This window comes from Oryzobacter telluris (genome assembly GCF_043099285.1).
In the GTDB taxonomy this organism is placed as follows: Bacteria; Actinomycetota; Actinomycetes; order Actinomycetales; family Dermatophilaceae; genus Oryzobacter; species Oryzobacter telluris.
In genome coordinates this window covers 1,825,796-1,837,614 of sequence record NZ_CP170723.1, presented here as the reverse complement: position 1 = coordinate 1,837,614, position 11,819 = coordinate 1,825,796, and the positions used below count along the sequence as shown (strand labels likewise).

Sequence of the window (11,819 nt, the reverse complement as noted above, 5' to 3'; positions counted from 1 at the left end):
GCGGGGCCCACGGGCCGACGAACCGCCCACCGGTGCGGCACGGGTGGGGCGGCACCGACGGCCGGGGCGGGGCGGCACCGATGACGGCGCGCCCCGTACGCTGGACCCTCGTGTCGACCCTTCGCGAGTCCTTCGAGCGCGCCAGCCTGCCCGCCATCACCCGGCTGAGCAGCCTGCCCCGCTTCGTCCCGTTCCTCCTCGTCCTGGGCCTGCTCGTCGCCGGGATCTTCGTGCCCGGATGGGGCTGGGTCCTCATCGCGCTCGCGACGCTGGTCCTGCTGTGGATCCTCGCGCTCGCGTGGCCGCGGCTGACGATGCCCGAGCGGCTGATGCGCGTCGCGGTGTGCGTCATGCTCGGCGCCGTCACCGTCACCCAGGCCTTCCCCCGGTAGCCGACTCATTGCGCTCAGCGAACGCCCGGAGGGGGTTTCGGCGTTCAGCCAGCGCAATCGGTGGACGGTGTTTGACAACGGTTCTCATTTCAGATGAGAATCGTTGTCATGAAGCGCACCGCCCTCGCCCTGTCGACCACCGCCCTGCTCACCCTCGCGGCGTGCGGGTCGGCGAGCGGCTCGGCGGATGGCGCGGCCTCCGGCGGTGCGGACCTCACGGTCACCGCGGCGTTCTACCCGCTGCAGTGGGCCAGCGAGCGGGTCGGTGGCGACCGGGTCGCGGTCAGCAGCCTCACCAAGCCCGGCGCCGAGCCGCACGACCTCGAGCTGACGCCCAAGGCGGTCGGCGAGCTGTCGTCCTCCGACGTCGTCGTCTACCTCAAGGGCTTCCAGCCGGCGGTCGACGAGGCCGTGGCCACCCAGGGCGGCGACGCGGCCCTCGACGTCTCCCCCGAGGCCGACCTCACCCTCGCCGCCACCGACGACGGCCACGACCACGCCGGCGAGAGCCCCGCCGAGCACGACGCCCACGCCGAGGGCGCCCGCGACCCGCACTTCTGGCTCGACCCGGTACGGCTGCAGGCCGTCGTCACCGCGATCGGCGAGCGCTTCGCGACGGCGGACGCCCCGCACGCCGCCGAGTACCGGGCCAACGCCGCGGCGCTGGTGAAGGACCTCGGCGCCCTCGACACCGAGTTCGCGCAGGGCCTGGCCCAGTGCCGCAGCGACGAGCTCGTCACTGGCCACGCCGCCTTCGGCTACCTCGCCGCGCGCTACGGCCTGAGCCAGGAAGGGATCGCCGGCATCAGCCCCGACGCCGAGCCCGACGCCGCGACGCTGCGCGAGCTCACCGCCCACGTGAAGGAGCACGGCGTCACCACGGTCTACGGCGAGACCCTCGTCGACCCCGCCCTGGCGCAGACGCTGGCGCGCGAGACCGGGGCGGAGGTCGCCGTGCTCGACCCGATCGAAGGCCTCACCGACACCTCGAAGGGCAAGGACTACCTTGAGGTCATGCGGAGCAACCTCGCTGTCCTGAAGGCCGGTCAGGAGTGCAGCTGACCACCGGGACACCGCTCGTCGAGCTGCGGTCGGCCTCCTTCGGGTACGCCGACCGCACCGTCGTGTCCGGGGTCGACCTCACGGTCAACGCGGGCGAGGTGGTCGCCCTCCTCGGCCCCAACGGCTCGGGGAAGTCGACCCTGGTGCGCGGCGTCCTCGGGCTCGCCGAGCAGCACGGCGGCGAGGTCCTCCTCCTCGGCACGCCGCGCGAGCGGTTCCGCGAGCACACCCGCATCGGCTACGTGCCGCAACGGCACTCGCTCTCGGCGTCGGTGCGCGCCACCGTGACCGAGATCGTCGCCGTCGGCCGCCTCCCCCACCGCCCGTGGTGGGCCCCCGCGTCGCGCACCGACCGCAGCATCGTCCGCGACGCCATCGAGGCCGTTGGCCTGGCCGACCGCGCCGACGAGGAGGTCGCCTCCCTCTCCGGCGGGCAGCAGCGCCGCGTCCTCATCGCGCGGGCCCTGGCCGGCCGGCCCGACCTGCTCGTCATGGACGAGCCGACCGCCGGCGTCGACCACGCGAGCCAGGTCGCCCTCGCCGAGGTCCTCCAGCGCCTCGCCGCCGACGGCACCTCGATGGTCGTCGTCACCCACGAGCTCGACGCGCTGCACGACGTCGTCACCCGCATCGTCTGCATGGACGACGGCCACATCGACCTCGACGGCACGCCCGCCCAGTGGGCCGCCCACACGGGCCACACGCCCGGCTCCGGCCACCACCACGCCGACGAGCCGTCGCCGGCGCCGGTGCGCCCCGGCGCCGTCCTGGGCTCGGGCCCCCTCGACCCCACCGCGGAGGCCCCTCGTGACTGAGCTGCTCGAGCTGGGCTTCATGCGGCAGGCGCTGCTCGCCGCCCTCCTCGCCGGTGTCGCCGCGCCGCTCGTGGGCGTGTTCCTCGTCCAGCGACGGATGTCGCTCATCGGCGACGGGATGGGTCACGTGGCACTGGCCGGCGTCGCCATCGGGATCCTCACCGGACAGCAGCCGGTGTTCACCGCGCTGCTCGCGGCGATCGCCGCGGGGGTCGCCATCGAGCTGATCCGCGCGTCCGGGCGCACGAGCGGTGACGTCGCCCTCGCGGTGATGTTCTACGGCGGCATCGCGCTGGGCGTGGTGCTCATCTCGAAGTCGTCGGCGGGCACCCCGGCGAACCTCACCGCCTACCTGTTCGGCGCCATCCTCACCACGAGCGGCACCGACCTCGTCGTCCTCGCCGTCCTCGCCGCGGTCGTCCTCGCGACGACGCTCCTGCTGCGCCAGCGGTTCTTCGCCGTGGCCAACGACGAGGAGTATGCCCGCTCCGCCGGCATCCCGGTCATGGCCTACAACCTCGTGCTGGCCGTCCTCACCGCCGTCACCGTCGTCGTCTCGATGCGCGTGGTGGGGCTGCTGCTGATCAGCGCCCTGATGATCATCCCCAACGCGACGGCCCAGCTCGTGGCGCGCAGCTTCACGGCAAGCCTGGTGTGGGCCGTGGTGATCGGCGTCGTCTGCAGCGTCGGTGGGGTCGTGGTGTCGTACCAGGCCGAGACGCCGTCGGGCGGCACCATCGTGCTGCTGGCGATCGCGGGCTTCCTCCTCGCGAGCACCGTTGCGGCAGTGTCGAGCCGGGTCCGTCGCGCGGCCCACGCCGCCGCCGAGCGGCACGACCACGAGCACGGGCCGGTGTGCGGCCACCCGGCGGTCGAGCACGGCGACCACGTCGACTACCTTCACGACGGGCACCGCCACGCGGCACACCAGGGGCACTACGACGAGCACGGCGACCACGCGGAGGTGGAGACGCGATGACCGACCACATGCAGGCCGAGCGGCGGCCCACGAGGCAGCGCGCCGCCATCGCGTCAGCCCTCGTCGGCGCCACCGAGTTCCGCTCCGCGCAGGAGATCCACGCCGACCTCGCCGTCGCCGGGACGCGCGTCGGCCTGGCCACGGTCTACCGCAACCTGCAGGCGATGGCCGCGGACGGTGAGGTCGACGTCATCCGCACCGTGGAGGGCGAGGCCGTCTACCGCTCCTGCTCGACCACGCACCACCACCACGTCGTGTGCCGCTCGTGCGGCCTCGCGGTGGAGGTGACCGGCGACGCCGTCGAGCGCTGGGCCGAGGCGGTCGCGACGGCCCACGGCTTCACGGCGGTGCGACACACGGTGGAGATGGACGGCGTCTGCCCGGCGTGCACGGCCGCGGCCCGCGCCTGAGGGCTTCCGCACCCTGCGCCAGTCGTCACTCGTAGGGGTTCTCGGGCACCGCGATGGGCGTGGCGTCCTCGACGACGAGCACCGGGAGCGGTGGGTCGGCACCGCCCTCGGGGGCGAGGGGCGCCGTCTTCCAGGTGCCCACGACCTCGACCCACTCGTCGACACCGACGGGTGGCGCGTCCTCGACCGCGACCTTGACCGCGAAACCGTCTGCGGCACAGCAGTTCAGCGACATCCGGGTGAGCACCCACTCCCCCGGTCGCCCCGGTGAGGCGAAGCCGACGAGCGTGACCCGGCGGTTCTCCAGCGAGCGGTCCGTGTCGTAGAGGGCGCGCCCTTGGAACTCCGCGAGGGTCAGCGCGACGGGGTCGCCGGGCGGCAGCGCCCCGAGCCCGTCGGCGTTCGTCACCGTGACCAGGCCGGAGTCCTCCGCCGCCGAGTACGACCCCAGCGGCGGGGGCGCGACGACGCCGAGGAGGAGGAACGGCACGACGAGCAGCCAGCCGATCCGGGGGCCGCGGGCGTGGTCGTGGCCGTGGCCGTCGTCCTCGGGACGGGACGCGTCCTCCTGCGGGCCGTGGCGCCGGTCCTCCCAGACGCCGTACGCGCCCATGAGGAGGAGGACGAGGCTCGCCGCGAGGATCGGGAACCGCAGCGAGGGCTTGACGAAGTTGAGGTAGATCCCGTTGACGGCGGCGATCGAGGCGATGACGCCGATGACCATGAGCAGCCCGCTCTGGGTCACCCGCCTCACAGCAGGACCGTCCCCACGAGCAGGGCCGACCCGATGGCGACGACGAAGGTGAGTGGCGCGAAGACGGTGGCGAACGGGCGTCCGAACGTGCCGGCCTGCATCGCGAGGAGCTTCACGTCGATGGCCGGGCCGACGACCATGAAGGCCAGCTGGGCGGTGGGCGGGAACTGGCTCAGGCTGGCGGCGACGAACGCGTCGGCCTCCGAGCACACCGCCACGACGAACGCGAACACGGCGAGGACCAGCACCGAGACGAGGAGGCTGCCCGCGAGCGTGTCGAGCACCGAGCGCGGCACCAGCACGTTGATCGTCGCCGCCACCGCCGACCCGAGGACGAGGAAGCCGCCCGCGTGGAGCAGGTCGTGCCGCGCCGCCCCGACGAAGTCGGCGAGCCGGCCGTGGCCGGTGGTGCGGCGCTCGGGGACGCGGATGAGGTGGTCGCGGCCCAGCCGCAGCCACAGCCAGCCCATGACGACGGCGGTGAGCAGGGAGGCCGAGAAGCGGGCCCCCACCATCTCGTAGCGCCCCGTGAAGGCGACCGCCGTGGACACCAGCACCACCGGGTTGATGGCGGGGGCGGCGAGCAGGAAGGTCAGCGCCACGGCGGGCTTGACCCCGCGCGAGACGAGCGACCCGGCGATCGGCACCGACGCGCACTCGCACCCGGGCAGGACGAGCCCGGAGATCCCGGCGACCGGCACGGCGGCGGCGGGGTGCCGCGGCAGCCAGCGGGTCAGGGCGTCGGCGGGGACGAGCACCGCGATCGCCGCCGAGAGGACGACGCCGAGCACGAGGAAGGGCAGCGCCTGCAGGCCGATCGAGACGAACACGGTGAGCCAGGCGGCGAGGGCGGCCTGGGCGTCGACGAGCTCGGCGAGCCGGCCCCGCACGAGGATGAGGCCGACCATGACGACCGACAGCACGACCATCGCCCAGTCCCCGGCCGGGGCCCGGGCGGGACGCGCGTGGTCACCCCGCGCACGGTCGGCCCGGCGCCGGAGCGGCGGGTCGGTGGTCGGCTCGTCGGTGCGGGGCTCCATCGCGAGCCACCCTAACCGGCCGGTCAGTTCACCTTCACGACCGTGGCCGCGGAGACCGACGGCTCGTACCGGGTGTCACCGACGTACCGGACGGTGAGGCTGCGGTTGCCCTTGGCCGTCGGCGTCCAGCTGATGGTGGCGCGCCCGCCGCTGAGCGTCGCGGCCGTGGCCACGGGCTCGACCCCGTCGTAGAGCCGCACCGTCCCCGTCGCTGCGGCCGTGCCGTTGCCCGAGACGGTGACCGAGATCGACGTCGCCTTCCCCAGCTTGGTCGTGCGGGGGGCGGCGAACGTCGTCGTCGAGGTGGCGCCGGCCAGGGTCACCGAGGCGGTCCCGGAGCTCGGGAGCAGGATGGCGCTCCCCCCGAACGCGGCCTTCACCGCGTGCGCGCCGCGGGTCAGCGTGGTGACGAGGACCGCACGGCCCTGCGCGTCGAGCGGGGCCGTGCCGAGGGTCGTCGACCCCTCGGAGAACGTCACGGACCCGGTCGGGACGGCCGAACCGCCCGTGACGGTCGCGGTGAGGGTGGCCTGGAGCGGCCCGCTCGCCGTCGCGGCCAGGGCGGTCGTCGACGCCACCGGCTGGGTGCTCGTCGCCGAGGCGTTCCAGCGCAGCCGCGCCCGGAGTGGGTAGGGGTTGTTGTCGCAGTACTGGACGAGGCTGATGTCGGCGCCGGTGACGACCCCGGCACCGTCGAGGGCCACCTGGGAGACGGTGAACTCGCCCGTCAGCCTGCTGCAGCCCCGGCCGGTGCCGGAGAACTCGAGCCCGGGCTGGCCGGGCCCCTCGAACCCGCGCCGGACGGCACCGGTGTAGGTCCCGGCGCGCAGGGGCTGCCCGGGCGGGGCCGCCACGCTCACGTGCCAGTAGTCGTCGGAGACCTTGGAGTAGACGTTCATCCCGGCGCTGCCCGCCGTCCCGCCGAAGGTGATGTCCGCGGTCGTCGGGACGTAGCCGGCCGTCGGTCCACCGCCGACGTACTCGCCGAAGCCGCTCTGGAACCACATGGACGACCGGCCGTCGCGGACGTCGACGGCGATCGGCGGCGACGAGGCCGTGCCGACCCGCGCGGTGACCGAGTGCGTCCCCGCGGCCAGGGAGGACGTCGTGAGCCGTGCCGTCCCCGCGGCGTCGAACGAGCCCTGGCCGATGGCTGTCGCGCCGTCGTAGAAGACGACACCACCGGCGCCGGCGCCCTGGGGGACGCGGGCTGTCAGGGTGACCGGCTGCCCGGTGACGGTGGCCGTGCTCGAGGACGTGACGAGAGGCCCGGTGGAGGTCGGCGCGGCGTAGTGGACCGTGCCGGTGAGCGCCGGAGCGAGCCCCTCGCAGTACTGGGTGAACGACGCGTCGAGCAGCGTGGCCCGGCCCTCGGCGTCCGTGGTCAGCGCGTGGATCGTGAAGCGGCCGGTCAGCCCGTTGCAGCCGCGGCTGCCCGCCGTGACCTCCAGGCCGGGGGCCTGGGTGAAGCCCGCCCGGCGGGCGCCCTCGTAGACGCCGGTCGTCAGCTGCTGGCCGGGCGGCGCCGCGAACCGGATGTCCCACGAGTCCAGGACGCTGCCCGTGTAGATGTGGACGTTGACGCTGTCAGCGCCACCCGTGAGGGAGAACGTCGACGGGTCGGAGTACGTCCCGCTCCCGCCCTGGCCGACGTAGTCGCCGCTCTGGCTCACGTACGTGAACGAGGTGTCCGTCGTCGTCGCTGCGGCTCCCGGGGCCGCGCCCGCGACGAGCCCCACCGAGGCGGTGACGAGGACCCCCACCACCAGACCGAACGTGCGCTGTGCTCTTCCCATCGCGGTGCCCCCGTTGAAGCCTCAGCCGGACGGGTCCCTCACCCGTCGTCGTGCGGTTGGCCCGAGAGTAGGCCTCAGCGGGTCGGATGGGAAGGCATTCCCACAGGTCAGGGCGTCGCGGGGGGCTCGGCGGCCGCGGTGTCGGACGCCGTCGGGGCGTCGACGGCCCCGCCGTAGCGCCGCTCGCGGTCGACGTAGCTCTGCACCGCGGCCCAGAGGTCGCGGCGGTCGTAGTCGGGCCAGAGCCGGTCCTGGAAGACCATCTCGGCGTAGGCGCTCTGCCACAGCAGGAAGTTGCTCGTGCGCTGCTCGCCCGAGGACCGCACGAAGAGGTCGACGTCGGGCATGTCCGGCTCGGGCAGGTAGCGGGCGACCGTGCGCTCGTCGACGGAACGGGCCTTGAGCCGCCCCCGCGCCACGTCCTCGGCGATGCGCTGCACGGCGTCGCCGATCTCGGCGCGCCCGCCGTAGTTGACGCAGAAGTACAGGGTCAGCCCGGTGTTGTGCTTCGTCAGCTCCTGCGCGACCTCGAGCTCCTTGATGACCGAGCCCCACAGCCGCGGCCGGCGCCCGACCCACCTCATCCGCACGCCCCAGGCGTGCAGCTGGTCGCGGCGGCGGCGGATGACGTCGCGGTTGAAGCCCATGAGGAAGCGCACCTCGTCGGGGCTGCGCTTCCAGTTCTCGGTGGAGAACGCGTACGCCGAGAGGTGCGTGACGCCGACCTCGATGGCGCCGGCGACGACGTCGAGCAGGGCGGCTTCCCCCGCCTCGTGGCCCCTGGTGCGCGGCAGCCCGCGCTGGTTGGCCCAGCGGCCGTTGCCGTCCATGACGACCGCGACGTGGTGGGGCAGTCTCTCGGTGGGGATGACCGGGGCCCGGGCGCCGCTCGGGTGCGCGAACGGCGGCTCGTACGACGACGTCGGGCTCACCGCTCCACCATACGGAGGCTGCGGATCCCTCGTTCCAGGTGCCACTGGAGGAAGGCCGCGGTGAGTCCGCTGCCCTCCTTGCGGTGCCGCGGGTCGGAGGCGTCGGCGATCGCCCAGTCTCCCGCGAGCAGGGAGGCGAGCAGCAGCAGCGTCTCGGGAGCAGGCGCGGCCGAGCCCGGAGGGCGGCAGGTCGGGCAGACCGCGCCGCCGGCCACGACGTGGAAGCCGCGGTGCGGCCCCGGGGCGCCGCACTTGGCGCAGTCGTGGAAGCTCGCGGCCCACCCGGCGATGGCCATGGCCCGCAGGAGGTAGGCGTCGAGGACGAGGTTCGGGTCGTGCTCGCGGCCGGCGAGCGAGCGCAGCGCCCCGGCCACGAGCAGGTACTGCTGGAGCGCGGGCTCGCGCTCCTCGGTGAGGCGCTCGCACGTCTCGAGCACCGCGGTGGCGGCGGTCCACGAGGGGTAGTCGCGGGCGATCGCGTCCCCCCACGGGTCCATCGTCTCGACCTGGGTCACGGTGTCGAGGCTGCGGCCCTCGTAGCACTGCATGTCGATGTGCATGCCGGGCTCGAGGCGCGCGCCGAACCGGCTCTTCGTGCGGCGCACCCCCTTGCCGACGACGCGTACCTTGCCCAGGCGGCGCGTCAGGCAGGTGACGATGCGGTCGGCCTCACCCAGCTTGTGGGTGCGCAGGACGATCGCCTCGTCGCGGTACAGGGGCACCGGGTCATTGTCCGTCCTCCCACCGACATCGGGCGCACGCCACCCCGCCGGACGTCACCTCGGGTCGATGGCGTGGTGGGTCCAGAGGTGGAGGACGGCCAGGCTGCGGTGCGGCGCCCACACCTCGGCGTGCCGCGCGGCCTCCTTCGCGGTGATGCCGCCCATCGCCTTGCGCAGGACGAGGTCTCCCGGGAGGAAGACGTCGGGGTCGCGCAGGCAGCGCAGGGCGACGAGGTCGGCGGTCCACGGGCCGACGCCGGGGAGCGCGAGGAGGGCGGCGCGTGTCGTGGCCCGCTGGTCGGGGTCGTCGGTCGGGGCGAGGTCGAGGCCGTCGAGGACGGCCCGCGCGAGGGCCACGACGGTGCGGGCCCGGGCGCCGGTGACGCCCACGGTCGCCCGCAGCCCGTCCGGGTCGAGGCCGGCGAGGACCTCGGGCTTCGGGTACGCGACGAGTCCGGCGAGGGGGCTGTCCGTCGGCTCCTCGGCCCCGTACGTGGAGGCGAGCCGGCCGGCGAAGACCCGTCCCGCGGCGAGCGAGACGTGTTGGCCGAGGACGACGTTCACCGCGGCCTCGAAGGGGTCGGTGGTTCCGGGCACACGGAGGTGTGGCCGGGCGGAGACGAGCGGCCCGAGCACGAGGTCGTCCGCGAGCGCCTCGACCGCCGCTGCGGGGTCGGCATCGAGCCCCAGCCACCGGTGAGCGGCGGCGAGCGCGGCGCCCACGTCATCCGGTGGACCCCCAGGACCACCGTCCTGACTGGAGCCGCTCCCAACCTCGACGACCGGCGTCCCCATCAGGGCAACGGGGAGCGTGACCCTGATGGCGACCGGCCCGCCGGGCGTGGGGACGACTCGTCGGTGGCGGCTCGAACCGTCGGGGCGCACCTCCACCTCGTCGACGCCCTCGACCGCGTGCGCGACGAGGTACGCCCGCAGCGCCGGGAGGTCGACGACGGGGCTGGTCACACGCCCATCCAACCCGGTCCCGCCGACACCGCGCGCCGGGAGGTGGTCTCAGCCGACGTCCGTCGACCCCAGCTCCCACGTGCCCGCCTCGATCGCGTCGAGGACCGCCTCGGCGACCACGGACGGCTCGAGCCCTCGCGGCAGGCGTGGCGCCGCCCCGGCGAGCGCCCGGTCCACGAGGCCGGTCTCCGTGTGCGGCGGGCGGACGTCGACGACGTCGACCCCGGTGCGCCGGAGCTCCTTCGACAGTGCCCGGTCTGCGGCGGTCAGCGCAGCCTTGGAGGCCGAGTAGGCGGCCATCCCGGCCATCGGCTGCTCGGCGACGACCGCGCTCAGGTTGACGAGGAAGCCCCGGGTCTCGGTCAGCGCCGGCAGCACTGCCCTGGCGAGGAAGAGCGGTCCGATGACGTTGACGAGGAACAGCTCCTCGATGACGGAGTCCTCGGTGTCGACGAGGCCGCCGAACGCGACGACGCCGGCGGCGTTGACGACCCCGTCGAGCCGCCCGTGCGCAGCGGTGGTCGCCTCCACGACCCGGGCTCCGAGGGTGGTGTCACCGAGGTCGCCGAGGACGACCGGAGCACCTTCCACGACGTCGCGCAGCCGCTCCTCGTCCCGGCCGACGAGGACGACGTGCGCCCCCCGGGCCACGGCCCCCCGCGCGATGAGCGTGCCGAGCGCCCCCGAGGCGCCGACCACGGCGACGACCGATCCGGACAGCGGGTGCGCACTCATGCCCCCACCCCACGTCACCGGCCGGTGGACCACAAGGGCTGTCGAAGGTGCCGTGCCCGCCCCAGCCCGGGTGCTGGACACGTGTTCGATTGCCGTCTAGAGTGCCTCTCGTGACGGCACTCCAGGGGTCACTGCTCGACCTGTCCGACGAGGTGGTCGTCGGGCCGCTCGACCGTGTCGCGCGCCGTCACCTCTCCGACGGCGCCTGGGTCGACACGCTCACGGGGTGGGTGGGCGGCGCCGACGAGCTGTACGCCGCCCTGCGCGAGCGGGTCCCGTGGTTCGCCGAACGGCGCCAGATGTACGACTCGATCGTCGACGTCCCGCGACTGCTGAAGTTCTACGGCGAGGGTGAGCGCCTCCCCCACCTCGCCCTCGACGAGGCGCGAGAGGCGCTGTCGGCCCACTACGCCGCCGAGCTCGGCGAGCCCTTCGTCACCGCTGGGTTGTGCCTCTACCGCGACGGCCAGGACTCCGTCGCCTGGCACGGCGACCGCATCGGCCGCTCGCGCGACCGGGACACGATGGTCGCGATCCTGTCGGTCGGGGCCCCCCGCGACCTCCTGCTGCGCCCCCGCGACGGCGGCTCCTCGGTCCGGATCCCCGCGGGGCACGGCGACCTGCTCGTCATGGGCGGCTCCTGCCAGCGCACCTGGGACCACTGCGTCCCCAAGACCGCGAAGCCCGTCGGCCCCCGCATCAGCATCCAGTTCCGCACCCGCGGAGTCCGCTGACAGTGCACACAGATGGGGTTGCCTACCCACGTGCCTCCGGGCAGGGGCGGATGTCGGCCCGGCGGAACTCGACGACGCGGCGCACCAGGTCGGTGGGCAGCGGCTCGGTGTGCGGGAACTGCACCGACCCCTTGCCCTGCTTGTAGCGCGACAGCTCCTCGGCGAAGGCTTCGTGCCCGTTCGGCGTCGCGTAGAAGCCGACGTGCTTGTCGTACCCGGCGAAGTACACGAGCGGCTTGCCGTCGAGCTTGTACGCGGGCATGCCGTACGCCATCGACTCCACGGCCTCAGGCTCCGTCTCCCGGATGATGGCGCGCATCGCCTCCAGGCGCGCTCGCACCTCCCCCGAGAACAGCCCGAGGTACTCGTCGACGCTGGTCACGGCCTCCATGCCACCGAACCGTAGCGGCGCCGCCGGTATCAGGGCGAGGGCTTCGCGCCTCCTGACCGACGAGTGCGTGCGCCCCCGCACGCCCGCCGGA

General features: G+C 74.1%; 14 protein-coding genes. 6 read left to right on the top strand and 8 right to left on the bottom strand.

Translation table 11 applies throughout. The features are described from left to right. The first annotated feature begins 110 nt into the window (after positions 1–110). The 5 genes from ACFLFB_RS08360 to ACFLFB_RS08340 all read left to right on the top strand — a co-directional run bounded on the left by ACFLFB_RS08360 (position 111) and on the right by ACFLFB_RS08340 (position 3,658). A complete protein-coding gene (locus ACFLFB_RS08360; protein WP_392545252.1) occupies positions 111–392 on the top strand; it encodes a DUF6703 family protein in 282 nt (93 codons plus the stop codon). A 108-nt stretch (positions 393–500) separates the two neighbouring features. Beyond that, positions 501–1,454 carry a metal ABC transporter substrate-binding protein gene (locus tag ACFLFB_RS08355; protein ID WP_392545251.1) on the top strand — a complete coding sequence of 318 codons (954 nt, stop codon included), beginning with the start codon at positions 501–503 and terminating at the stop codon, positions 1,452–1,454. Beyond that, the gene (locus tag ACFLFB_RS08350) at positions 1,445–2,269 is read left to right on the top strand and encodes a metal ABC transporter ATP-binding protein (protein ID WP_392545250.1); all 825 of its coding nucleotides are present in this window, start codon (positions 1,445–1,447) and stop codon (positions 2,267–2,269) included. The genes ACFLFB_RS08355 and ACFLFB_RS08350 overlap by 10 nt, the downstream gene beginning before the upstream one ends. Beyond that, complete coding sequence (locus ACFLFB_RS08345) at positions 2,262–3,248, top strand: metal ABC transporter permease (protein ID WP_392545249.1); 987 nt, start codon at positions 2,262–2,264, stop codon at positions 3,246–3,248. The genes ACFLFB_RS08350 and ACFLFB_RS08345 overlap by 8 nt, the downstream gene beginning before the upstream one ends. After that, the gene (locus tag ACFLFB_RS08340) at positions 3,245–3,658 is read left to right on the top strand and encodes a Fur family transcriptional regulator (protein ID WP_392545248.1); all 414 of its coding nucleotides are present in this window, start codon (positions 3,245–3,247) and stop codon (positions 3,656–3,658) included. Before ACFLFB_RS08345 ends, ACFLFB_RS08340 begins: the two co-directional genes overlap by 4 nt. Positions 3,659–3,683: 25 nt before the next feature. Here the strand turns inward: ACFLFB_RS08340 and ACFLFB_RS08335 are convergent, their stop codons facing one another. The 7 genes from ACFLFB_RS08335 to ACFLFB_RS08305 all read right to left on the bottom strand — a co-directional run bounded on the left by ACFLFB_RS08335 (position 3,684) and on the right by ACFLFB_RS08305 (position 10,603). Beyond that, a complete protein-coding gene (locus tag ACFLFB_RS08335; RefSeq protein WP_392545247.1) occupies positions 3,684–4,412 on the bottom strand; it encodes a TIGR03943 family putative permease subunit in 729 nt (242 codons plus the stop codon). Continuing rightward, positions 4,409–5,452 (bottom strand): permease, encoded by a 1,044-nt coding sequence (locus tag ACFLFB_RS08330; RefSeq protein ID WP_392545246.1) that lies wholly within the window; start codon positions 5,450–5,452, stop codon positions 4,409–4,411. The genes ACFLFB_RS08335 and ACFLFB_RS08330 overlap by 4 nt, the downstream gene beginning before the upstream one ends. A gap of 23 nt (positions 5,453–5,475) precedes the next feature. Continuing rightward, on the bottom strand, positions 5,476–7,248 hold the full coding sequence (locus ACFLFB_RS08325; protein ID WP_392545245.1) for an Ig-like domain-containing protein: 1,773 nt from the start codon (positions 7,246–7,248) through the stop codon (positions 5,476–5,478). A 107-nt stretch (positions 7,249–7,355) separates the two neighbouring features. Beyond that, positions 7,356–8,180 (bottom strand): isoprenyl transferase, encoded by an 825-nt coding sequence (locus tag ACFLFB_RS08320; protein ID WP_392545244.1) that lies wholly within the window; start codon positions 8,178–8,180, stop codon positions 7,356–7,358. Continuing rightward, positions 8,177–8,902 carry a DNA repair protein RecO gene (gene recO / locus ACFLFB_RS08315; RefSeq protein ID WP_392545243.1) on the bottom strand — a complete coding sequence of 242 codons (726 nt, stop codon included), beginning with the start codon at positions 8,900–8,902 and terminating at the stop codon, positions 8,177–8,179. Before recO ends, ACFLFB_RS08320 begins: the two co-directional genes overlap by 4 nt. Positions 8,903–8,956: 54 nt before the next feature. After that, entirely contained in the window at positions 8,957–9,868 is a 912-nt protein-coding gene (locus ACFLFB_RS08310; RefSeq protein WP_392545242.1) for a DNA-3-methyladenine glycosylase 2, read from the bottom strand. A 48-nt stretch (positions 9,869–9,916) separates the two neighbouring features. Then, positions 9,917–10,603, bottom strand: coding sequence for an SDR family NAD(P)-dependent oxidoreductase (locus ACFLFB_RS08305; protein ID WP_392545241.1), 687 nt, complete (start codon positions 10,601–10,603; stop codon positions 9,917–9,919). A gap of 110 nt (positions 10,604–10,713) precedes the next feature. Between ACFLFB_RS08305 and ACFLFB_RS08300 the strand changes: the two genes are divergently transcribed. Then, positions 10,714–11,337: an alpha-ketoglutarate-dependent dioxygenase AlkB gene (locus ACFLFB_RS08300; protein ID WP_392545240.1), complete on the top strand. Its 624-nt coding sequence runs from the start codon at positions 10,714–10,716 to the stop codon at positions 11,335–11,337. A gap of 22 nt (positions 11,338–11,359) precedes the next feature. Here the strand turns inward: ACFLFB_RS08300 and ACFLFB_RS08295 are convergent, their stop codons facing one another. Continuing rightward, a complete protein-coding gene (locus ACFLFB_RS08295; protein WP_392545239.1) occupies positions 11,360–11,728 on the bottom strand; it encodes an iron chaperone in 369 nt (122 codons plus the stop codon). Positions 11,729–11,819: the final 91 nt, after the last annotated feature.

Coding starts and splice junctions, on each gene's coding strand:
- ACFLFB_RS08330 (WP_392545246.1), bottom strand. CDS start 5,452: ATGGAGCCCCGCACCGACGAGCCGACCACCGACCCGCCGCTCCGGCGC.
- ACFLFB_RS08355 (WP_392545251.1), top strand. CDS start 501: ATGAAGCGCACCGCCCTCGCCCTGTCGACCACCGCCCTGCTCACCCTC.
- ACFLFB_RS08305 (WP_392545241.1), bottom strand. CDS start 10,603: ATGAGTGCGCACCCGCTGTCCGGATCGGTCGTCGCCGTGGTCGGCGCC.
- ACFLFB_RS08325 (WP_392545245.1), bottom strand. CDS start 7,248: ATGGGAAGAGCACAGCGCACGTTCGGTCTGGTGGTGGGGGTCCTCGTC.
- ACFLFB_RS08295 (WP_392545239.1), bottom strand. CDS start 11,728: ATGGAGGCCGTGACCAGCGTCGACGAGTACCTCGGGCTGTTCTCGGGG.
- ACFLFB_RS08340 (WP_392545248.1), top strand. CDS start 3,245: ATGACCGACCACATGCAGGCCGAGCGGCGGCCCACGAGGCAGCGCGCC.